Consider the following 22,224-nt stretch of genomic DNA (forward strand, 5'->3'; position numbering starts at 1 on the left):
CGCTGGATCGCCCCTCGTCGGGGCCGCGGCCCACCACTCCCCGTCGTGGCGTCCCCCCCGCCCGTACCGCGCCCTGGTGCCGCCGCCGTACCGTGCTGCCCCGGCAGGACACCGGGGCGGCACGGTACGGCGACGTCCCTACTTCTTGGTGGCCGCCTTTTCCTTCTTCGGCTGGCTGACCGGGCCGCGGCGGACCGCACCCGGGGCGTTCCAGTCCGCGCGCTTGCGGGCGCGCTGCTTGGCGGCCTCGGAGGAGTCCAGCTGCCAGGGCACGGAGGTGACCATGACGCCGGGGGTGAAGAGGAGGCGGCCCTTGAGGCGGAGTGCGGACTGGTTGTGGAGCAGGTGCTCGTACCAGTGGCCGACGACGTATTCGGGGATGTAGACGGAGACGGCGTCGCGGGGGCTCTCCCGGCGCAGCGACTTGACGTAGTCGATGATCGGCCGGGTGATCTCGCGGTACGGGGAGGCCAGGACCTTCAGGGGCACCTCGATGCCGCGGCGCTCCCACTCCTCCCGGAGGGCCTTGGTGTCGGCCTGGTCGACGTCCACGCTGACCGCTTCGAGGCTGTCGGAGCGCATCAGCTTGGCGTAGTTCAGGGCACGGAGGGTGGGCTTGTGCACCTTGGAGACCAGGACGAGGGAGTGCACCCGGGAGGGGCGGACCACGTCGTCGTCGGGGGTCTCCTCGGCGGCGATCTCGTCGGCGACCCGGTCGTAGTGTCGGCGGATCGCGGACATCGTCACGAAGAAGATGACCATGCCGAGCAGCGCGACCCAGGCGCCGTGGGTGAACTTCGTCAGGAGGACGACGACCAGGACCAGGCCGGTGAAGAAGGCGCCGAAGGCGTTGATGGCGCGCGAGCGGTGCATCCGGCGGCGCTTGGCCGGGTCGGTCTCCGAGCGCAGATGGCGGTTCCAGTGGCGGACCATGCCGATCTGGCTGAGCGTGAAGGAGACGAACACGCCGACGATGTAGAGCTGGATGAGCCGGGTGGAGTCCGCGCCGTAGAGGTAGACGAGGATCGCGGCGGCGCCGGCCAGCAGGACGATGCCGTTGGAGAACGCCAGGCGGTCGCCGCGGGTGTGCAGCTGGCGCGGCAGGTAGCGGTCCTGGGCGAGGATCGAGCCGAGCAGCGGGAAGCCGTTGTAGGCGGTGTTGGCGGCGAGGAACAGCACCAGCGCGGTGGCGGCGGCCAGGATGACGAAGAGGAAGCTGCCCTTGCCGAAGACCGCCTCGGCCACCTGCGAGATGACCGGGTTCTGGGTGTAGCCGGAGCCGATCGGCTTGCCGTTGTGGAGCAGGTCGGTGGCCGGGTTCTCGGCCATCCTGACGTGGGTGGCCATGGCCAGGCCGATGATGCCGCAGAACATGGTGACGGCCAGGCCGCCCATGAGGGCCAGGGTGGTCGCGGCGTTCTTGGACTTCGGCTTGCGGAAGGCCGGGACGCCGTTGGAGATCGCCTCGACGCCGGTGAGCGCGGCACAGCCGGAGGAGAAGGCGCGCAGCAGGAGGAAGACCAGCGCGAAGCCGGCCAGTCCGCCCTGTTCGGCGTGGATGGTGAAGTCCGCGGTGGGGGCTTGCATCGTGTCGCCCAGGACGACGCCGCGGATCACACCCCAGACGATCATGATGAAGACGCCGGCCACGAAGACATACGTCGGGATCGCGAAGAGCTTGCCCGACTCCTTGACGCCGCGCAGGTTCATCAGCGTGAGCAGCACGATGATGGCGATCGCGCACAGGGTCTTGTGCTGGACGACGAAGGGGATCGCGGAGCCCAGGTTCTCCACTCCGGAGGAGATGGAGACCGCGACGGTCAGTACATAGTCGACGAGCAGTGCGCTCGCGACGGTGAGACCGGCCTTGGGGCCGAGGTTGGTGTTGGCGACCTCGTAGTCACCGCCGCCGCTCGGGTAGGCGTGCACGTTCTGCCGGTACGACGCGACGACGGTGAACATCAGCACCACGACCGCGACCGCGATCCAGGGGCTGAAGTGGTATGCAGACACACCCGCGACGGACAGGACGAGCAGCACCTCGCCCGGCGCATAGGCCACGGAGGAGAGCGGGTCGGAGGCGAAGACGGGTAGTGCGATGCGCTTGGGAAGCAGGGTCTCCCCGAGCTTGTCGCTGCGCAGTGCGCGCCCGATCAAGATCCGTTTGGGCACGTCGGTCAGTTTGGACACGCAGAGGATGCTAAGCCTTCGTCAAGGTCTGCGCCCACCCGCTACCGGATCGGGTGGCACCGGCGAAGCCCGCGGTGCGGCGAGCGGGGCGCGTCCGCCCTGCTGAGGGGCGCATCGTGGCCGGTCGCCTCCACAGGATTCGCACGTCACACGCACGGGGCGGCCCCGGCAGGCCGTATCCGTGGCGTTCGTCACGGGGTGAGGCGATCCGTCATGGAGTTGACGCCGTCCGTCACGGGAATGACGCGGTCTGTCACGAGGAGGGGCGGAGCTGTCACGAACTGACCCCGCCTGTCACGGAAAGTGACGGGTGGGTCATCCCTGGCGGGCGGCCCCGGCCTCGGCCCCGGTGTCCACGGCCCGGTGGCGCCGGACGTGCAGATCGCCCAGCCCCTGCCGGGTGGCGACCAGCAGCACCCGGTCCTGTGGCCGCAGGACATAGCCGTCGCCGAGCTCGTGCACCAGGTGCGCCGGCTCGCGCTCCGCGTCGGGCGGTGGCGCGGCGGCAGCGTCGTCCGTCTCCGGATCGCCGGGGGCCGAGGTGTCGACCGCCAGCACCCGCAGCCGCCCCGGCCGCAGCACCTCGGCGACCGTACGGCCCTCCAGCGCCACATGGCCGCGTACTTCGACCCGGGCGACCAGCAGTACCCGACGCTCGACGGGGATGGCGCCGAGGATCTGGCGGCCCATCATCGCGCCGGCGAAGGCGGGCGCGGCCAGGTAGCTGACGCTGCGGCTGCGGGTCAGCGCCCGCGGATGCGCGGCGCGCAGGGTGCGGTAGACGGCGGTGGCGAACCGATCGTCGAACAGCCGCAGGGTCACCCGCAGCCGGGGCTGGACCGAGCGGGCGTAGAGGGCGGCCTCCAGGTTGGTGGTGTCCTCGCTGGTCAGGGCGAGGAGGGTGGCCGCGCGCTCGATCATCGCGGCTTCCAGGACACCTTCGTGGGTGACGTCGCCCAGTACGGTCGGCACCCGCAGCCGGCGGGCCAGCGCGATGCCCCGCGCCTCCGGGTCCCCTTCGATGCACACCACGGGGATGCCCATCTCGTGCAGCCGCGCCAGCACCCGGGTGCCGACCTTGCCGAGACCGAGCAGCACCACATGCCCCGACAGGCCGCGTGGCGGGCGGCGCAGGGCCGAGGCGCTGCGGAAGGTGCCGAGCCCCTCGAGTGCTGCCGCGACGAGCACCGGCAGCAGCAACAGGCCGGTCAGCCCGGACAGCAGCTGCAGCACCTTGCGGGGCGTCGGATCGTGGATCGCCGGGTCGTTGATCGCGAAGAGGTCGAGCAGCGAGAGGTAGGCGGCGTGCACCGGATCCTCACCGGTGGTCAGCCAGCCGGCGACGGCCAGCGCCAGCACCGCCCCGACGACCCCGGCCAGTGACCAGCGCAGCCGCCGGGAGAAGAGCGAGGCGAGCGGCGCACCCCGACCGCGCAGTCCGCGGGGCCGCACCGGCCGCCCCGTATAGGAGACGGTCTCCAGGACGACGGTTCCGCAGCCGACGGCGGCCGAGGCCGAGGCGTCGTCCGGCAGGAGTACGGGACCCTCGTGTCCTGCCGCCGAACTCGGTGCGTCCTCGGGGTCGTTGGCGGAGGCGGAGAGCAGCGCCAGGGTGCACAGCCCCGGAGCGCCGGGCCGGCCCGGCGGCACCGGCGCACGCTCCACGGCGCGCAGCAGCAGCCCGTCCGCCTCGATGACCTTGCTGGTACCGGCGACCGCGGCGGCCGCGAGCGCGGGAGCCACGGTGTCGGCGTCGGACAGCACGGTCGTGGAGGCATCGACGGCCTCTGCGTCCCCGGCGTCGTCGGAGCCCAGGGCGGCGACCGCCGCCGCCTGGTCCAGCAACTCCTCCAGATGCTGGCCGAGTTTGCGGTTGTAGAGCCGGATGACCAGCCGGAGCCGCGGGTTGAGCCGGCGGGCCCGCAGCGCGGCGTGGATATTGAGCTCATCGTCGTCGTAGACCAGCGCCAGGGCGTCCGCCTCGGCGACTCCGGCCGCGTCCAGCGCCGCATCGTCCGGCTGGGCCGCCTCCAGGAGCCGTACGGTCTCCTCCGGCGCCTGTGCGCCGCCGTCAGGGCCCTCGGGCGGCAGCGGTGTCGTACGCGTCATCACTGCCGACATCCGGCCCAGCAGCGCGGTCGCACGGTCCAGCGCACGGGCGGGCGGGATCCGGGGCCGGTGCGGCTCCCGGGAGGTGGGGACGACGAGCGTCACCCGTTCGCCGTAGACGTCCCGGAGTTCGGCGGCGAGGCGATGCGCCAGAGCATCGTCGCCGCAGACCACCATGTGCGGGGTGCAGTGGCCCTGTTGGGGCTGGAGAGGCAGGTTGGGCACACCTCGTAGCGTGCCTTACGGGTGCAGCCCGGCGCAGCCCGGCGCGAGAGGCGTCGCGCGGACGGCGCGGATCCGCATCCGACCACGGCCCACCGCGCCCCCTACCGGGAGCGCCATTACGGATACGGTTGTACCGGACCACGGTGCGCCCAGCGCCCCCGCTGCCGCGCCCGGTTCTGTCGCGAGCCGTGGCTCCGTGTCGCCGGTACTGGGAGAAGAAAGTAGTGAGCAGGGTGTTTGTGCAGGTCAGCGCGCTAGTGCAGGGCACGGGGTAATCAGCATGCACATCGTCATCATGGGGTGCGGGCGCGTGGGCTCCGCGCTTGCGCAGACCCTGGAGAGCCAGGGTCACACCATCGCCGTGGTGGACCAGGACCCGACGGCGTTCCGTCGCCTGGGTTCGTCCTTCGGCGGCCGCCGGGTGACCGGCGTCGGCTTCGACCAGGACACCCTGCGCGAGGCCGGCATCGAGGAGGCGGGCGCGTTCGCGGCCGTCTCCAGCGGTGACAACTCCAACATCATCGCCGCCCGGGTGGCCCGTGAGATGTTCGGTGTCGAGAATGTCGCGGCCCGTATCTACGACCCGCGCCGCGCCGAGGTCTACCAGCGCCTGGGCATCCCGACCGTCGCCACCGTCCGCTGGACGGCCGACCAGATGCTGCGCCGGCTGCTGCCCTCGGGCGCCGAACCGCTGTGGCGGGACCCGAGCGGCGGCGTCCAGCTCGCGGAGGTGCACACCTCCCCCTCCTGGGTCGGCCACAAGATCAGCACCCTCCAGGAGGAGACCGGCGTCCGCGTCGCGTTCCTCACCCGGCTGGGCGAGGCGATCCTGCCGACCTCGCAGACCGTGCTGCAGGAAGGCGACCTGGTGCACGTGATGATGCGCACCGACGAGGTCGAGAAGGTGGAGGCGGCATTCGCCACGGGTCCTGAGGGGGCGCACGCATGAGGGTCGCGATCGCAGGCGCGGGCGCGGTGGGCCGTTCCATCGCGGGCGAGCTGCTGGAGAACGGGCACGAGATCCTGCTCATCGACAAGGCGCCGACCGCCATCTCGGTCGAGCGGGTGCCGCTGGCGGAGTGGCTGCTGGCCGACGCCTGCGAGATCACCTCGCTGGACGAGGCGGCGCTGCAGCGCTGCAACGTCGTCATCGCGGCGACCGGCGACGACAAGGTGAACCTCGTCGTGTCGCTGCTCGCCAAGACCGAGTACGGCGTGCCGCGGGTGGTGGCCCGGGTCAACAACCCGAAGAACGAGTGGCTGTTCAACGAGTCCTGGGGCGTCGATGTCGCGGTCTCCACGCCGCGTCTGATGTCGGCCCTGGTCGAGGAGGCGGTGAGCGTCGGCGATCTCGTCCGGCTGCTGCGCTTCAGCCACGGTGACGCCAACCTCGTCGAGCTGACGCTGCCCCCGGAGGCCGCACTGGCCGGCACCCGGGTCGGCGATGTGGAGTGGCCCGAGGACACCTCCCTGGTGACGATCATCCGCGGTACGCGGGTGCTCACCCCCAACAAGGAGGACGCGCTGGAGGCCGGCGACGAGCTGCTGTTCGTCGCGGCCCAGTCGCGCGAGGAGCAGTTGGAGGACCTGCTGTCGGTGCGGCGCGAGGACGCGTAGCTCCGGCCGGTGGTCACCCGGTGTATGCCCCGGCGGACGGCCGCCGGGGCACACCACTGACGTGAAACGCCCGGGGCCCGGGAACCAAGCGGTTCCCGGGCCCCGGGCGCAGCTGTGTGCGGTGTCGGCCGCCCGTCCCGTCAGCGGCGGTGGCGGGCCCGCCGCGGCCGCTCGTCGGCGGCCTCCGCCGCGACCTCGGACGCCATCCCCGGGTAGAGGTCGTCGGCGACCCCGTCCAGCACCTCGCGCTCGCCGCGGCGCCGCTCCTCCGCCTCCTTTTCGGCCTGCTCCTTGGCCTCCATCTCGGCGAAGACGTCGATCGGCGGCGGTGACTTCGCCAGGAAGACCCAGGTGAGGTAGACGGCGAGCAGGAAGGGCGGGATCTTCAGCGCGATCAGGACCCAGCCGAGCTGGGTGGTGTCCGCCCACCAGTACAGCGGGAAGAGGATCGCGCACTTGGCGAAGAGGATCAGCCCCCAGGCCCAGCTGGCCTTGGCGTACGCCTTCTTGCGTCCCGGGTTGCGGGTGCGCCAGGAGAGGTTCTCCTTGAACACCGGCCCCAGGATCAGGCCGATGAGCGGGAGCCCCGCGGCCGTGGTGATCATGTAAGCGAGGGACAGTCCGAGGGTGTAGAGCATCCCCGGCAGATAGAAGTCCTTGGCGTTGCCCGTCATCATCGCGAAGACCACGCCGAAGACCACGCCGAGGACGCCGCTGAAGGCGTGCTTGACGGTGTCCCTGCGGACCAGACGGATCGCCGCCAGCACCAGCGAGACGGCCAGCGCGGCGATCGCCGAGGTGTGCAGATCCTTGTTGATGGTGAAGATCGTGACGAACAGCAGGCCGGGGACCACGGTCTCCACCATGCCGCGGACGCCGCCGAACGCCTCGAACAGCGCTGCCTCGGTCACCTGCCTGTTGTCGGCGTCACTTCGGTCGCCCGGATCGGGCGAAGGGCCTGCGGGGGCGTCGGTGCCGCCCTCCGCGTCAGTGGTCGGTCGGTCGTGAGACGTCACCGGCTACTCCTGTCCGAGCGGTCGGAGTTCGTACTTCGGATTGAAGAGCACCCGGCGTCCGTGGCTCAGGGAGACCCGGCCCGAGGCGATGAGCTTACGGCCCGGCTCGATCCCGACGATGGAGCGGCGGCCGAGCCACACCACGTCGAGTGCCGCGGAGCCGTCGAAGAGCTCCGCCTCGAGCGCGGGCACACCGGCGCGCGGCCGCAGCGTCACATGCCGCAGGGTGCCGGTGACCTTCACTATCTGCCGGTCGTCACAGTCGCAGATACGGGTGCACCCCGCGTCCTGCGCATCCTGCTGCAGCTCGGCGGACTGCAGCTCCTCCTCGGAGGAGGACAGCCTGTCGAGCAGCCGGCGGAAGCGGCCGGCCGGCTTCTCGGAACGGGTCCCAGCACTCATAACCCCAGCGTACCGGTGGCCGGGTCCGCGGATCACGGTCCGCACACGGACTTCGTACCGGCCTCACAAAGCCGCGCCCCCTCGCGGGGCCGGATCCCGGCCGCGCCCCGCCGCCTCACTGCTCGAAGCGGTACCCCATCCCCGGCTCCGTGATGAAGTGCTTCGGGTGCGAGGGATCACTCTCCAGCTTGCGGCGGAGCTGGGCCATGTACACCCGCAGGTAGTTGGTCTCGGTGCCGTACGAGGGCCCCCAGACCTCCTGGAGGAGCTGCTTCTGGCTGACCAGCCGGCCGGCGTTGCGGACCAGGACCTCCAGCAGATGCCACTCGGTGGGGGTCAGCCGGATGTCCCGGCCGCCGCGGTTGACCTTCTTCGCGGCGAGGTCGACGGAGAAACCTTCCGTCTCCACGATCACCTCGTCCTCGGCAGGCCCCGTCGGCTCGGCCCTGCGCACCGCCGCCCGCAGCCGGGCCAGCAGCTCGTCCATGCCGAACGGCTTGGTGACGTAGTCGTCCGCGCCGGCGTCCAGCGCCTCCACCTTCTCGTCGGAGGTCTGCCGCGCGGAGAGCACCAGGATCGGCACCCGCGTCCAGCCCCGCAGTCCCTTGATCACCTCGACGCCGTCCATATCGGGCAGACCGAGGTCGAGGACGATGACATCGGGGTGGCGGGCGGCCGCGAGTCTGAGCGCGGTGGCCCCGTCGGGGGCGGCGTCGACCTCGTATTTGCGCGCCTTCAGGTTGATCACGAGGGCGCGGACGATCTGCGGCTCGTCATCGACCACAAGCACCCGGTTCACTGGCGTTCTCCTCGTGGTGTCGTCGGCCCGGCGGGGCGGGCCCGCCGGGGGTGTGGTGAAAGTGGTCCGTGCGGCCCGGCTCATGTCGTGGCCTGGGCCGGAAGGCCGGGCCTGGCCGGCGGCCGGCCGGGGGCGGCCCGGAGCGTGAGGACCATCGTCATGCCGCCTCCGGGGGTGTCCTCGGCGGCGAGCGTGCCGCCCATCGCCTCCGCGAAACCGCGCGCCACGGCCAGTCCGAGGCCCACGCCCGCGCCGCGCGGAGCGTCGCCGTAGCGCTGGAAGGGTTCGAAGATCCGGTCCTTGGCGCTGTCCGGCACCCCGGGACCGCGGTCGGCGATCCGCAGCTCCACCCGGTCACCGAGCGCGCTGGCCGAGACCAGCACCACCGCACCGTCCGGGCTGTATTTGACGGCGTTCTCGACGAGATTGGCCACCGAGCGCTCCAGCAGCCCCGGGTCGATGGCGACGATCGGCAGCTCCTCGGGGATGTCGAGGGTGACGCTGCCTTCCGGGACGCCGCCGAGCGCCATTGGTACCACCTCGTCGAGGTCCGTCTCGCGGATCAGCGGGGTGACCGTGCCGGTCTGCAGCCGGGACATGTCCAGGAGGTTGCCGACCAGGTGGTCCAGCCGGTCGGCGCCCGCCTCGATGCCGGCCAGCAGCTCCGCCTCGTCCTCCTCGGACCAGGCGACGTCGTCGGAGCGCAGGGAGGTGACCGAGGCCTTGATGCTCGCCAGCGGGGTCCGCAGATCGTGGCTGACCGCGGCCAGCAGCGCCGTCCTGATGCGGTTGCCCTCGGCCAGCTCCCGGGCCCGCTCCGCCTCGCCCACCAGCCGCTGCCGGTCCAGTACGACGGCGGCCTGGGCGGCGAACGCGGCCAGCACCCGGCGGTCCTCGGCCGGCAGCACCCGGCCCGTCAGCGCCAGCGCCATGTGGTCGCCCACGGGCATGTCGACATCCGCGTCCTCGGGGCGCATCAGCGGCTTGCCGTGGTCGCTTCCGGCCCGGCCCGCACAGGTCCACGGCTCGACGTCGCCGGCCCGCTCCAGCAGCGCCACCGTCTCCATGCCGAAGGTCTCCCGTACCCGCTCCAGCAGCGCGTCCAGGGTCGTCTCACCCCGCAGCACACTGCCGGCGAGGAAGGACAGGATCTCCGACTCGGCACGCAGCCGGGCCGCCTGGTGGGTGCGGCGGGCGGCGAGGTCCACCACGGAGGCGACCGAGACGGCCACCGCGAAGAAGATCACGATGGCGACGATGTTCTTGGGATCGCTGACCGTGAGGGTGTGGGTGGGCGGTGTGAAGTAGAAGTTCAGCAGCAGCGAGCCGACCGCGGCCGACGCCAGGGCCGGCAGCTGCCCGCCGAGCAGTGCGGCGACGACCGTCAGGAAGAGGAAGAGCAGGACGTCGTTGGCCAGCCCGGGGCCGTTCACCATGCCGGTCAGCAGCAGCGAGAGCAGGACCGGGCCGACGACGCCGACGAGCCAGCCGGCGAGGATCCGGGCGCGTCCCAGCCGCGCACCGCGCGCCACCGGCAGCCCGCGGCCCTTGGCGACCTCGTCGTGGGTGACGATGTGCACATCGAGATCGGGCCCGGATTCGCGGGCGACGGTCGCCCCCACCCCCGGCCCGAAGATGTACTGCCAGGCCTTGCGGCGGCTGGAGCCCAGCACGATCTGGGTGGCGTTGACCCCGCGCGCGAACTCCAGCAGCGCGCTGGGAATGTCGTCCCCGATGACGTGATGAAACGTGCCGCCCAGGTCCTCCACCAGCGTCCGCTGGACGGCGAGTTCCTTGGGCGAGGCCGAGGTCAGCCCGTCGCTGCGGGCGATGTAGACGGCGAGCACCTCGCTGCCCGACCCCTTGGCCGCCATCCGCGCCGCGCGGCGGATCAGCGTACGGCCCTCCGGCCCGCCGGTCAGTCCGACGACGATGCGCTCACGCGCCTGCCAGGTGGAGCGGATCGAGTGCTCCGCGCGGTACTCCTGCAGATACTCGTCCACCCGGTCGGCGACCCACAGCAGCGCCAGCTCGCGCAGCGCGGTGAGGTTGCCGGGGCGGAAGTAGTTGGACAGGGCGGCGTCCACCTTGTCGGGCTGGTAGATGTTGCCGTGCGCCATACGGCGGCGGATCGCCTGGGGCGACATGTCGACAAGCTCGATCTGGTCGGCCCTGCGGACGATCTCGTCCGGCACGGTCTCGCGCTGCCGCACTCCCGTTATCGATTCGACGACATCCCCGAGTGACTCCAGATGCTGAATGTTGACGGTCGAGATCACATCGATCCCGGCTTCCAGCAGCTCCTCGATGTCCTGCCAGCGCTTGCCGTGGCGCGAGCCGGGGACGTTGGTGTGGGCCAGCTCGTCGACCAGCGCCACGGCCGGAGCGCGTTCCAGGACCGCGTCCACGTCCATTTCGGTGAAAACGGTGCCGCGGTACTCCAGCTCCCGGCGCTGTATCTGCTCCAGCCCGTGCAGCATGACCTCGGTGCGGGGCCTTCCGTGATGCTCCACGAACGCCACGACGAGGTCCGTGCCCCGCTCCACGCGCCGGTGCGCCTCGGACAGCATCGCGTACGTCTTGCCGACGCCCGGTGCCGCGCCGAGGTATATCCGTAGCTTGCCGCGTGCCATGGCCCCATTGTCTTACGTGAAAGCCGCCCCCACCGGGCTGAACCTGCTGCGACCCTACCGACCGGACAACTGGACAAAAGGGGCAGTCGACTACTTGGCGGCCGGTCTTGACGCGACTCTGATACGGGCGGACGGCAGCGGCTGAGGACCGGACCGGCACGGCGAGGAGGGCCGGCCGGCCGAGGCAGCGAGGACCGGGCGCACGGCCGGAGGAAACGAGGCACCATGGCCGGAAAAATGCCCTCGCCGGGCCTCCGGCCGACTGCGACGATGCCCCTCATGACCGAGGCACATCCGACGACGCCCCGCACGCCCGGGGTGCGTATCGTCCACACCTCCGACCTGAACACCGGCACCCTCGAGGCGGCCCGCGCTCTCCTCCACGACGTCTTCGACGACATGACCGCGGAGGACTGGGAGCACGCACTCGGCGGCCTGCACGCCCTCGTCCATGAGGGCGGCGAGCTGGTCGGGCACGCGGCCGTGGTCCAGCGGCGCCTGCTGCACGGCGGCCGAGCCCTGCGCTGCGGCTATGTGGAGGGCGTCGGCGTCCGCGCGGACCGCCGCGGCCGCGGACACGGCGCCGCCATGATGGAGGCTCTGGAGCGGATCGTGCGCAGCGGCTACGACCTCGGCGCACTCGGCGCCGCCGACGAGGCCGCCTCCTTCTACGCCGCCCGCGGCTGGCAGCTGTGGCGCGGCCCCTCCTGGGCCCTCACCCCTCACGGCATCCGGCGCACCGCCGGCGAGGACGGCTGCCTCTACGTCCTCCCGACCGCGTCCGCCCCGCTCGACCTCGACACCGACCTCACCTGCGACTGGCGCGACGGCGACGTCTGGTGACGCGGGAAGGGGCGGTCCCCCTTGGAGGAGAGAACCGCACACTCCTCCAAGGGGGCCGCCCCGTGGACCCCTGTGCTCAGCCCTTGGCCCGGCCCGCGACCAGGTCCTTCAGTGCGATGTTCAACTCCAGCACGTTGACCCGTGGTTCACCCAGGAAACCGAGGGCGCGGGCGTCGGTGTGGCGCTCGACCAGCCGGCGCACCGTGCCGGCAGGCAGGTGGTTCTCCCTGGCGACCCGGTCGGCCTGCAGCGCGGCGTAGGCGGGCGAGATGTCCGGGTCGAGTCCGGAGCCCGACGAGGTGACCGCGTCCGCCGGAACCTTCGACTCCGGGACGCCGTAGGTGCCGGCCACCCACTTCTTGCGCTCCTTCACCGCCTTGACGAGGTCGGTGTTGGTGGCGCCCAGGTTGGAGGCACCGGAGACCTGGAGGTCGTACCGGGTGTTGACGCCGTTGGCCCGGTTGCTGCCCAGGCCCGCCGAGGGGCGCGGCTGGAAGAACTTCAGATCCGGAATCGGGTTGCCGGCCTTGTCCTTGCCCTTGTCGTAGCGCTGCCCGATGAGCGACGAGCCGACGACCGTGCCGTGGGAGCGCACCTCGGACCCGTTGGCCTTGCCCGGGAACGCCGCCTGCGCCACTCCGGTGACCACCAGCGGGTAGACGACTCCGCAGATCACGGTCAGCACGAGCAGGGCCCGCAGGCCCGCCCCGAGCAGCCGGGCGGTGTTGCGTACGGAGTTGTTCACGGCGGTCACCCGATTCCGGGGAGGAGAGCGAGGAGCAGGTCGATGAGCTTGATGCCGATGAACGGTGCGATCAGACCGCCCAGTCCGTAGACGGCGAGGTTGCGGCGCAGCATCCGGTCGGCGCTGACCGGCCGGTACTGCACGCCCCTGAGGGCGAGTGGCACCAGCGCGACGATGATCAGCGCGTTGAAGATGATCGCCGAGAGGATCGCGGACTGGGGGCTGGACAGCCGCATGATGTTGAGGGTGTCCAGGCCGGGGTAGGCCACCGCGAACATCGCCGGGATGATCGCGAAGTACTTCGCGACGTCGTTGGCGATCGAGAAGGTCGTCAGCGCGCCCCGGGTGATCAGCAGCTGCTTGCCGATCTCGACGATCTCGATGAGCTTGGTCGGGTTGGAGTCCAGATCCACCATGTTCCCGGCCTCCTTGGCGGCCGAGGTACCGGTGTTCATGGCCACGCCGACGTCCGCCTGGGCGAGGGCCGGGGCGTCGTTCGTGCCGTCGCCGGTCATCGCGACCAGCTTGCCGCCGGCCTGTTCCCGCTTGATGAGGGCCATCTTGTCCTCGGGCGTGGCCTCCGCGAGGAAGTCGTCCACGCCCGCCTCGTCGGCGATGGCCTTGGCCGTCAGCGGGTTGTCACCCGTGATCATGACGGTCTTGATGCCCATCTTGCGCAGCTCGGTGAAGCGTTCGCGCATGCCGTCCTTGACGACGTCCTTGAGGTGGATGACTCCCAGGACCCGCGGGCCGCTCTCGTCCTCCAGGGCGACCAGCAGCGGGGTGCCGCCGGCCTGTGAGATGGCGTCGGTGAGCTGCTGGGCGTCCTCGGCGACGCTGCCACCGCGTTCCTTGACCCAGGCGATGACCGAACCTGACGCGCCCTTACGGACCTTGCGCCCGTCGACGTCCACACCGGACATCCGGGTCTGGGCGGTGAAGGGGACCCACTCGGCGTCCGTCAACTCGCCCTGGTGGCGCTCGCGCAGCCCGTACCTCTCCTTGGCGAGCACGACGATGGAGCGGCCCTCGGGCGTCTCGTCGGCCAGCGAGGACAGCTGGGCGGCGTCCGCGACCTCGGCCTCGGTGGTGCCGCGTACGGGCACGAACTCGGCGGCCTGGCGGTTGCCGAGGGTGATGGTGCCGGTCTTGTCGAGCAGCAATGTCGATACATCACCCGCGGCTTCGACGGCGCGGCCCGACATGGCCAGGACGTTGCGCTGCACCAGGCGGTCCATACCGGCGATGCCGATGGCCGAGAGCAGCGCACCGATGGTCGTCGGGATGAGGCAGACCAGCAGCGCCAGCAGAACGATCATGGTCTGCTCGGCGCCCGCGTAGATCGCGAAGGGCTGGAGGGTGACCACCGCCAGCAGGAAGACGATGGTGAGCGAGGCGAGCAGGATGTTGAGCGCGATCTCGTTGGGGGTCTTCTGCCGTGCGGCCCCCTCGACGAGGTTGATCATCCGGTCGATGAAGGTCTCGCCGGGCTTCGTCGTGATCTTGATGACGATGCGGTCGGAGAGCACCTTCGTACCGCCGGTCACGGCCGAGCGGTCACCGCCGGACTCGCGGATCACCGGGGCCGACTCGCCCGTGATGGCGGACTCGTCGACGGAGGCCACGCCGTCGACGACATCGCCGTCACCGGGGATGATGTCGCCGGCCTCACAGACGACCAGGTCGCCGATGCGCAGTTCGGTGCCGGGTACCTGTTCCTCGGTCGTGCCGTTCAGCCGGCGCGCGACGGTGTCCGTCTTGGCCTTGCGCAGAGTGTCGGCCTGCGCCTTGCCGCGGCCCTCGGCGACCGCCTCCGCCAGGTTGGCGAAGATGACGGTCAGCCACAGCCAGGCGGCGATCGCCCAGCCGAACCAGTCGGAAGGGTTTGTGCAGGCGAAGATCGTGGTCAGCACCGAGCCGACCTCGACCACGAACATCACGGGGGACTTGGCCATCACCCGCGGGTCGAGCTTGCGTATCGCGTCCGGGAAGGACGTGACCAGCTGCTTGGGGTCGAAGAGACCGCCGCCCACGCGGCCGTCGCCGGGCTGGTGCCCGCCGGGAACGTCCTGGTGCGGGGCGCGAGTCGGAGTGGCGGTGGACATGGAGCCGGGCTCCTCTTGTTTTACGGAGGCGGTCATGACAGCCCCTCCGCCAGCGGCCCGAGGGCCAGCGCCGGGAAGTAGGTCAGACCGGTGATGATCAGGATCGTGCCGACGAGCAGCCCGGCGAACAGCGGCTTCTCGGTGCGCAGGGTGCCCGCGGTCTCCGGGACCGGCTTCTGCTCGGCGAGCGAGCCGGCCAGGGCGAGCACGAACACCATCGGCAGGAAGCGGCCGAGCAGCATCGCCAGGCCGATCGTGGTGTTGTACCAGGGTGTGTTGGCGTTCAGGCCGCCGAAGGCCGAACCGTTGTTGTTGGCGCCGGAGGTGAACGCGTACAGCACCTCGGAGAAGCCGTGCGAACCGGCCCCCAGCGCCTTGGTGTTGAGCATCGAGCCCAGCGCGTCGGGCAGCACCATCGAGACCGCGGTGAAGCCGAGCACCAGCGTCGGGGTGATGAGGATGTAGCAGGCGGCGAGCTTGATCTCGCGGGTGCCGATCTTCTTGCCCAGGTACTCGGGTGTACGGCCGACCATCAGGCCGGCGATGAACACCGCGATGATCGCCATCACGAGCATGCCGTAGAGGCCGGAGCCCACGCCGCCGGGCGCGATCTCACCGAGCATCATGCCGAGCAGCTGGATCCCGCCGCCGAAGGCCGTGAAGGAGGAGTGGAAGGAGTCCACCGCGCCGGTGGACGTGAGGGTGGTGGCCACCGAGAAGATCGAGGAGCCGCCGATGCCGAAGCGGGTCTCCTTGCCTTCCATGGCGGCGCCCGCGGCCTGCAGGGCCGGGCCGCCGTGGGCGAACTCGGTCCACATCATCAGAGCGGTGAAGCCCAGCCAGATGACGCCCATCGTGGCGAGGATCGCGTACCCCTGTCGCACGTTCCCGACCAGCTTGCCGAAGGTCCGGGTGAGCGCGAACGGGATGACGAGGATCAGGAAGACCTCGAAGAGGTTGGTGAAGGCGCCGGGGTTCTCGAAGGGGTGGGCGGAGTTGGCGTTGAAGTAGCCGCCCCCGTTGGTGCCCAGTTCCTTGATGACCTCCTGGGAGGCGACGGCGCCACCGTTGGTCTGCTGGGAGCCGCCCATGAACTGGCCGACCTCATGGATGCCCGAGAAGTTCTGGACGGCACCACAGGCGACCAGGATCAGGGCGCCGATGACCGCGATCGGCAGCAGCACCCGTACGGTGCCGCGGACCAGGTCGGCCCAGAAGTTGCCGAGGTCGCCGGTGCGGGACCTGGCGAAGCCGCGGACCAGGGCGATGGCGACGGCCATGCCGGTGGCGGCGGAGACGAAGTTCTGCACCGCGAGACCGGCGGTCTGCACGACGTGGCCCATCGCCTGTTCGCCGCTGTAGGACTGCCAGTTGGTGTTGGCGACGAAGGACGCCGCGGTGTTGAACGCCTGGTCCGGGCTGATCGCCGCGAAGCCGAGGGAGAGCGGCATATCGCCCTGGAGGCGCTGGAGCAGGTAGAGGAGGAGCACACCCACCGCGGAGAACGCCAGGACACTGCGCAGATAGGCGGGCCAGCGCATCTCGGCATCCGCATGGGCACCGATGCAGCGGTAGACGATCTTCTCGATACGGAGGTGCTTGGGGGACGCGTAGACGGCGGCCATGTAGTCGCCGAGGGGGCGGTACGCCAGGGCCAGCGCCACCATGAGCGCTGTCAGCTGGAGCACGCCTGCGAGAAAGGGGCTCATCCGGTGCTCAGAACCTCTCCGGGAAGACGAGGGCGAGGACCAGGTATCCCAGCAGGGCGACGGCAACGATCAGGCCGACGATGTTCTCGACGGTCACAGCTTCGTCACCCCCTTGGCGACCAGAGCCACCGATGCGAAGACCGCGATCGTGACAACGACGAAGGCCACGTCGGCCATCGTGTGCTCCTAGAGGGAGGGGAGATCAGGACCCCCACAGCAAAGCGCCCTTCCGACGCGGCTTGAACGCTGTTGACGCCTCCCTTACGGCCATTGGCGCTCCGTTGACGGATTCCTTACGCGACCGGAGCTGACCTGCACAAACAACAAGGGCCCGGCCCCCTTGACGGGGGCTCGGGCCCTGACGACCGTCGTTATCCGGCCGAGCGAGCGGACGCCTGCGCGCCGCTTCACCGCGATGTGTGCTCAGCGGATCTCGGTGATCTCCGGTCCACGCTCCAGACGCTCCACACCACCGCCGAAACGCGACTGCTCGACCTGGTCCTGCTGCACGCCGTCCGGCACCATCTGGGCGTCGTCCGGCAGCTTCAGGACGATCGGGTCGCGGGGGGCCATCGGGCCCTCGCCGCGGACGATGACGGTGTCCCGGAAGATGTGTTCCAGCACGCCGGCGGCCTGCGGCTGCACCGCGCCCTGGCCGGAGATCACACCGCGCAGGAACCACCGGGGCCCGTCGACACCGATGAAGCGCACGACCTGCACACCGTTCGTGCCGTCCGGCAGCTGTACGGGGACCTGGGCACGCAGCTCCCAGCCCAGCGGGCCCTCGACCTCGTCGATGACACCGCCCTGCTGGGTGATGCCGGCGGCGATCTCCTCGCGGACCTCGCCCCAGATGCCCTCGTTCTTGGGGGCGGCGAAGGCCTGCAGCTGCACGGCACTGTCCTGCAGCACCACGGTCGCGGCCACGATGGCGTCACCGGCGACCTCCACCCGGAGCTCCATGCCCTCGACACCGGGCACGAACAGCCCGCCGAGGTCCACCCGGCCCTCGCCGGGCTCGGAGACCTCCGACGCGTCCCAGGGACCGTCGGGGCGCGGCGCGGGCGGAAGATTGAGCCGCTGCTGCGGCGCCTCGTCCTCGTCGGCGTCGCTCACCGCGTGCTCGTCGAGCGTGGTGTCCTCGACCGACTCTTCAGGAGCCTCGTTCTTCTTGCGACGTCCGAACACGTCACTGTCCTTCCCGGTCGGCACCGACCGATGCGTATTCATTCCCGCCCGTGGAGCCGCCCACCGCCGCATGACCGCCGGTGGAACCGAATCCCCCCTCGGCCCGCGCCGAGCCGGGAAGTTCCGCCACCTCGTGGAAGCGCACCTTCTCGACCTGCTGGACGACCAGTTGGGCGATCCGGTCGAACCTCTCGAACCGCACGCTCTCGCGCGGGTCCAGATTGACCACGATCACCTTGATCTCTCCACGGTACCCGGCATCCACCGTCCCGGGGGCATTCACCAGCGCCAGGCCGCAGCGCGCGGCCAGTCCGGACCGCGGGTGCACAAACGCCGCGTACCCGTCGGGCAGCGCGATCGACACCCCGGTGGGCAGCACGGTGCGCTCCCCCGGCGCCAGCTCGGCGGCCTCGGTGGTCACCAGATCCACGCCCGCGTCGCCGGGGTGCCCGTACGCCGGAACGGGCACGTCCGGATCCAGCCGCCGCAGCAGTACGTCCACCGGATTCCGTCCCTGACTCATGGGTTCACCTCGAAGGCACGCGCTCGCTTGGCCTGGTCCGGGTCGGACATCGCCGCCTGGATCTCCTCGGTCCTGCCGTTGTCGATGAAGTGGTCGACCTTCACCTCGATGAAGACGGCCTCGGCGCGCACCGCGACGGGACCGTCCGGACCGCCTATGCGGCCCACGGCCATCGAGTAGATCTTGCGCCCGTGCACCGCGGTGACCCGCGCGTCCAGGTGCAGCACCGTGCCCAGCGGCACCGGCCGTACGAAGTCGGTCTCCAGCCGTCCGGTCACCGCGATCACCCGCAGCAGCCAGTTCAGCGAGCCCAGGGTCTCGTCCAGCGCGGTGGCCAGCACCCCGCCGTGCGCCAGCCCCGGCGCCCCCTGGTGGGCCTCCTTGACGGTGAACTCGGCGGACACGCTCACGCCGTCGCCGGCCCGCGCCTCCAGATGCAGGCCGTGCGGCTGGCCCGTGCCGCAGCCGAAGCACCGGTCGTAGTGCGCGCCGAGGAGTTCTCCGGGTGCCGGCGCGTCGGCATGCCGGACCGGGGCGACAGCGTCCGCCGGTGGCGTCAGCCGCGCCCTGGGTTCGTCAGTTCCACTCACGAGGTCAGACCCTACCCGCGCGCGTAACGGGCCCGCGCCGCCGTGCCAAGCTGGAGCCATGCAGCCGTACGAAGAACGCCTCACCGCACCCCGGTCCTGGTGGGTGATCGCCGCGCTGATCGGCGTCGCCTGCGCCCTGATGCTGCTCCCTCTGGGGACGCTGTGGATGCTGGGCGGACTGATCGGCGGGGCGGCCCTGTCCGCGGTGGCGGTGAGCTCGTACGGCTCGGCGCGGATCCGGGTGGTGGGCGGCGCCCTGATCGCCGGCGACGCGAAGATCCCGGTGACGGCACTGGGCGAGGCGCGGGCGCTGGACGCGGACGAGGCGCTGGCGTGGCGTACGCACAAGGCCGACGCCCGGGCGTTCATGCTGCTGCGCGGCTACATCCGTACCGCGGTGCGGGTGGAGATCACCGATCCGCAGGACCCGACGCCGTACGCCTATCTCTCGACGCGGACGCCGGAGCGTCTGGTGGCGGCGCTGGCGGCCGGACGGGGCTGACCGGCGCGCGGGGGCGGGGTCAGCCGCCCGGTGAGGGCGGGGTTTCCCCGGCCCGTTCGCCGCCCGCGGGAGCGTCCGGAGCGGAGGGGGGAAGGGCCTCCCAGGGGACCCGCTTCGTGCGCAGGTCCTTACGGATTTTTTCCGCAAGCTTTCTGGTGTCCCTGCGGTTCATGAACGCGCCGACGGAGGCACCGATCATGAACGGGGCGAGGTTGGGGAGATTGCGCAGCGTGCGCTTCATGATCTGCTGGCGCAGCTCACGCCTCATCTGCACCCCGAGGGCGATGTTCAGCGAGGCCGGTTTGCTGAGGTCGACGCCCCGCTCCTCCGTCCAGGACGTCAGATAGGCCATACCGCGCTGCCGGAAATTCCCGGCGGGCCGCAGGCCGTAGACCTCGTGCAGCTCGGCGATCAGTTTGATCTCGACCGAGGCCACGCCGGTGACCTCGGCGGCCAGCTCGGCCGGCATGGCGGGCGGTACGGGCAGCATCGCTGCCGCGCCCACGCCCGCTCCGACGGCTCCGGTGGCTGCGCAGGCGCCTGCGACCAGCTTGTCGGCCAGGTCCTCGGGGGTCAGTCCGGGGAACTGGGCGCGCAGGGTGGCGAGGTCACGGACCGGAATCCGCGGGGCGGTCTCGATGATCCGGTCGGCGATCACGGCAAGTCCGGCCCGCACCCTGCCGCCGCTTCTTCCGGCGGCACGGCCGACCATGGCCGCGAACGAGGCCGTGCGGCCCCTCCCCCGCTCTCGGCTTCGCCCGAGCGGGAGGTGCCCCCGGTGCGGTGCACCGGTCGACCGCTCCGCGGGGAGGGCGCTCGGGTCGGCGGGCACGGGCGCGGTTTCCTCGCGTGATCGTGCGCCGGCCGCCGAACCTTCGACGCCCTTGGAGCCCTTGCGGAACGGGTTCACGCCTGCCACGGCGTAGACCGGACTCAGGCCGCGCAGTCGCGGCAGATCGGCTGCCCGTTCTTGTCCTCCGCGGCGAGCTGGCTGCGGTGGTGGACCAGGAAGCAGCTCATGCACGTGAACTCGTCCTGCTGCTTGGGCAGCACGCGCACGGCCAGTTCTTCGTTGGACAGGTCCGCGCCGGGCAGCTCCAGGCCCTCGGCCTGTTCGAACTCGTCGACGTCGACGGCCGAGGCGGACTTGTCGTTCCGCCGCGACTTCAGCTCTTCGATGCTGTCCTCGTTGAGGTCGTCGTCGGTCTTGCGTGGGGTGTCGTAATCCGTAGCCATTTTCGCTCTCCCCCTCTGGGTGTCTGCGGTGTCTCAGCGCTCGTAACGCGTGAGAGGCCGGACTTGTGCCCGACCTGAGGCGGAGATTTTGCCTCACATCAAGGTCTGTTACTCAATCGACACCCAACCGCACCCCTGAAGAGGTGATCGGTTTGGATGGCGATCAGGACCGTACACGGTCCGAATGTCGCACCTCGCGCAGCCCATCACCTCTACTTCCCGTGATCTCACCCCCCGGAAACCCGGACGTCCCCGGGCATTCCGACAGGCTTTTCGATCACAGAGCGTAAATGGCCGGAAAATCGCGTCTGTGAGGCATCACACACACGCAGACCGGTGGGCGGACCGGCTCAATTCCGCGCAAAGCGAACTCGGCGAAGGATCCACGCCGACCCCCCTTGTCGTCAAACCGGCAGGCGAGGCGGTGTACGGCCGCGAGACGGGCGATCGTACGCACAGATGTCCGACGACTACCCAGAGGGGTGCGCAGCGGCTCCAGCGGGCGTACACCCCCCCTGTGGCCTGCGTCAGAGCGGCAGGACGACCCGCATCGTCAGGCCACCGCCCTCACGGGGCCGGGCCGTGATCGTCCCGTCGTGCGCCCGCACCACCGAACGCACGATGGACAGCCCCAGCCCGACCCCCTTGTCACTACCGGTCCGCTCCGTACGCAACCGCCGGAACGGCTCGAAAAGGTTCTCCACCTCATAGGCAGGCACCACCGGACCCGTATTGGAGACCACCAGCACCGCACACCCCGGCTGCGGCTCGGTCGTCACCTCCACCCACCCCTCCTCCGGCACGTTGTACCGCACCGCGTTCTGCACCAGATTCAGCGCGATCCGCTCCAGCAGCACCCCGTTGCCCTGCACAAACACCTGCTCACGCACCCCCCGCAACTCCACCCCCTTGGACTGCGCCTCCTCACGCGTCTGCTCCACCGCCTGCGAAGCCACCTCCGACACATCCACCGGCTTCTTGTCCACGACCTTGTTCTCACTGCGCGCCAGCAGCAACAACCCCTCCACCAACTGCTCACTGCGCTCATTGGTCGCCAACAGCGTCTTCCCCAGCTGCACCAGCTCCGCCGACGCCCCCGGATCCGCCAGCTGCACCTCCAGCAACGTCCGGTTGATCGCCAACGGCGTCCGCAACTCGTGCGAAGCATTCGACACAAACCGCCGCTGCGACTCGAACGCCCGGTCCAACCGGTCCAACATCTCGTCAAACGTGTCCGCGAGCTCCTTCAGCTCGTCATCCGGACCCCCCAGCTCGATCCGCCGATGCAGATCCGAACCCGCCACCCGCTGAGCAGTCCGCGTAATCCGCCCCAACGGCGACAACACCCGACCCGCCATCGCATAACCAAAAGCGAACGCCACCACCGTCAAACCCAGCAAAGCCAGCAGGGAGCGGTTGAGGAGGCTGTTGAGGGCCACTGCGCGCTGATGCTGCAGGCACTGTTCGACGGCCTGCTGGAGCAGCTGCCCGGACGTCTCGGTGGGCAGGTCGCAGATGTCACTGGTCGACTGGAACTTTCCGCCGAGGATCTTCAGCGGCAGCGCGCTGCCGTCGTGCAGCGCATCGGCGGCCAGCATGTAGATGATCGTCAGCAGCACGATCCCGGCCATCAGGAACATGCCGCCGTACAGCAGCGTCAGCCGTATCCGGATCGTCGGACGCAGCCACGGGAACGGGCGCACATCAACCGGCCTGGGGTCCCAGGTCGGCTTGGGCGGAACGGGGGGCGGCGGGTTGGCCGCCTTGGAGAACGAGGGCAGGGAAGGCATCG

20 protein-coding genes are annotated in these 22,224 nt (G+C 70.5%); 4 read left to right on the forward strand and 16 right to left on the reverse strand.

Going from position 1 to position 22,224, the window contains the following annotated elements; translation table 11 throughout:
* Positions 1-138 precede the first annotated feature (138 nt).
* Together D9V36_RS12220 and D9V36_RS12225 are read right to left on the reverse strand one after the other, a co-directional pair.
* Positions 139-2,190 carry an APC family permease gene (locus tag D9V36_RS12220; protein ID WP_129293794.1) on the reverse strand — a complete coding sequence of 684 codons (2,052 nt, stop codon included), beginning with the start codon at positions 2,188-2,190 and terminating at the stop codon, positions 139-141.
* Positions 2,191-2,505: 315 nt separating this feature from the next.
* On the reverse strand, positions 2,506-4,476 hold the full coding sequence (locus D9V36_RS12225; RefSeq protein WP_129298368.1) for an NAD-binding protein: 1,971 nt from the start codon (positions 4,474-4,476) through the stop codon (positions 2,506-2,508).
* 328 nt (positions 4,477-4,804) lie between these two features.
* Between D9V36_RS12225 and D9V36_RS12230 the strand changes: the two genes are divergently transcribed.
* Both D9V36_RS12230 and D9V36_RS12235 read left to right on the forward strand, forming a co-directional pair.
* Positions 4,805-5,473 carry a potassium channel family protein gene (locus D9V36_RS12230; RefSeq protein WP_086721044.1) on the forward strand — a complete coding sequence of 223 codons (669 nt, stop codon included), beginning with the start codon at positions 4,805-4,807 and terminating at the stop codon, positions 5,471-5,473.
* Positions 5,470-6,141: a potassium channel family protein gene (locus tag D9V36_RS12235; protein WP_030088864.1), complete on the forward strand. Its 672-nt coding sequence runs from the start codon at positions 5,470-5,472 to the stop codon at positions 6,139-6,141. Before D9V36_RS12230 ends, D9V36_RS12235 begins: the two co-directional genes overlap by 4 nt.
* A gap of 140 nt (positions 6,142-6,281) precedes the next feature.
* On the opposite strand, the gene D9V36_RS12240 is transcribed toward D9V36_RS12235, so the two are convergent.
* The 4 genes from D9V36_RS12240 to D9V36_RS12255 all read right to left on the reverse strand — a co-directional run bounded on the left by D9V36_RS12240 (position 6,282) and on the right by D9V36_RS12255 (position 10,991).
* Positions 6,282-7,157: a DUF3159 domain-containing protein gene (locus tag D9V36_RS12240; protein ID WP_431357660.1), complete on the reverse strand. Its 876-nt coding sequence runs from the start codon at positions 7,155-7,157 to the stop codon at positions 6,282-6,284.
* 3 nt (positions 7,158-7,160) lie between these two features.
* Entirely contained in the window at positions 7,161-7,559 is a 399-nt protein-coding gene (locus D9V36_RS12245) for an OB-fold nucleic acid binding domain-containing protein (protein ID WP_030088861.1), read from the reverse strand.
* Between the two features lie 115 nt (positions 7,560-7,674).
* Positions 7,675-8,358: a response regulator gene (locus D9V36_RS12250; protein WP_093491608.1), complete on the reverse strand. Its 684-nt coding sequence runs from the start codon at positions 8,356-8,358 to the stop codon at positions 7,675-7,677.
* An 80-nt stretch (positions 8,359-8,438) separates the two neighbouring features.
* Complete coding sequence (locus D9V36_RS12255; RefSeq protein WP_129293795.1) at positions 8,439-10,991, reverse strand: sensor histidine kinase; 2,553 nt, start codon at positions 10,989-10,991, stop codon at positions 8,439-8,441.
* A gap of 279 nt (positions 10,992-11,270) precedes the next feature.
* On the opposite strand from D9V36_RS12255, the gene D9V36_RS12260 reads away from it, so the two are divergent.
* Complete coding sequence (locus tag D9V36_RS12260; protein WP_129293796.1) at positions 11,271-11,834, forward strand: GNAT family N-acetyltransferase; 564 nt, start codon at positions 11,271-11,273, stop codon at positions 11,832-11,834.
* A 76-nt stretch (positions 11,835-11,910) separates the two neighbouring features.
* Here D9V36_RS12260 and kdpC read toward each other — a convergent pair whose 3' ends face one another.
* From kdpC to D9V36_RS12295, 7 genes are all read right to left on the reverse strand, one after another.
* The gene (kdpC, locus tag D9V36_RS12265; RefSeq protein WP_129293797.1) at positions 11,911-12,588 is read right to left on the reverse strand and encodes a potassium-transporting ATPase subunit KdpC; all 678 of its coding nucleotides are present in this window, start codon (positions 12,586-12,588) and stop codon (positions 11,911-11,913) included.
* A complete protein-coding gene (gene kdpB, locus D9V36_RS12270) occupies positions 12,585-14,684 on the reverse strand; it encodes a potassium-transporting ATPase subunit KdpB (RefSeq protein WP_129293798.1) in 2,100 nt (699 codons plus the stop codon). The genes kdpC and kdpB overlap by 4 nt, the downstream gene beginning before the upstream one ends.
* Before the next feature lie 32 nt (positions 14,685-14,716).
* A complete protein-coding gene (kdpA, locus tag D9V36_RS12275) occupies positions 14,717-16,393 on the reverse strand; it encodes a potassium-transporting ATPase subunit KdpA (RefSeq protein WP_129293799.1) in 1,677 nt (558 codons plus the stop codon).
* A 7-nt stretch (positions 16,394-16,400) separates the two neighbouring features.
* On the reverse strand, positions 16,401-16,490 hold the full coding sequence (gene kdpF, locus D9V36_RS12280) for a K(+)-transporting ATPase subunit F (protein WP_046925563.1): 90 nt from the start codon (positions 16,488-16,490) through the stop codon (positions 16,401-16,403).
* A gap of 326 nt (positions 16,491-16,816) precedes the next feature.
* Complete coding sequence (locus D9V36_RS12285; RefSeq protein WP_129293800.1) at positions 16,817-17,581, reverse strand: DUF3710 domain-containing protein; 765 nt, start codon at positions 17,579-17,581, stop codon at positions 16,817-16,819.
* Position 17,582: 1 nt separating this feature from the next.
* On the reverse strand, positions 17,583-18,104 hold the full coding sequence (gene dut, locus D9V36_RS12290; protein ID WP_088800457.1) for a dUTP diphosphatase: 522 nt from the start codon (positions 18,102-18,104) through the stop codon (positions 17,583-17,585).
* A complete protein-coding gene (locus tag D9V36_RS12295; RefSeq protein WP_129293801.1) occupies positions 18,101-18,694 on the reverse strand; it encodes a PaaI family thioesterase in 594 nt (197 codons plus the stop codon). The genes dut and D9V36_RS12295 overlap by 4 nt, the downstream gene beginning before the upstream one ends.
* Before the next feature lie 58 nt (positions 18,695-18,752).
* Here D9V36_RS12295 and D9V36_RS12300 point away from each other — a divergent pair, with 58 nt between their 5' ends.
* Positions 18,753-19,196, forward strand: coding sequence for a DUF3093 domain-containing protein (locus tag D9V36_RS12300; RefSeq protein WP_129293802.1), 444 nt, complete (start codon positions 18,753-18,755; stop codon positions 19,194-19,196).
* Positions 19,197-19,215: 19 nt separating this feature from the next.
* On the opposite strand, the gene D9V36_RS12305 is transcribed toward D9V36_RS12300, so the two are convergent.
* From D9V36_RS12305 to D9V36_RS12315, 3 genes are all read right to left on the reverse strand, one after another.
* A complete protein-coding gene (locus D9V36_RS12305) occupies positions 19,216-20,115 on the reverse strand; it encodes a hypothetical protein (protein WP_129293803.1) in 900 nt (299 codons plus the stop codon).
* A 14-nt stretch (positions 20,116-20,129) separates the two neighbouring features.
* The gene (locus tag D9V36_RS12310) at positions 20,130-20,432 is read right to left on the reverse strand and encodes a DUF4193 domain-containing protein (protein ID WP_003982531.1); all 303 of its coding nucleotides are present in this window, start codon (positions 20,430-20,432) and stop codon (positions 20,130-20,132) included.
* A 527-nt stretch (positions 20,433-20,959) separates the two neighbouring features.
* A complete protein-coding gene (locus tag D9V36_RS12315) occupies positions 20,960-22,222 on the reverse strand; it encodes a sensor histidine kinase (RefSeq protein ID WP_129293804.1) in 1,263 nt (420 codons plus the stop codon).
* Positions 22,223-22,224 lie beyond the last annotated feature (2 nt).

The sequence above is a fragment of the Streptomyces lydicus genome, assembly GCF_004125265.1.
GTDB classification, from domain to species: Bacteria; Actinomycetota; Actinomycetes; order Streptomycetales; family Streptomycetaceae; genus Streptomyces; species Streptomyces lydicus_C.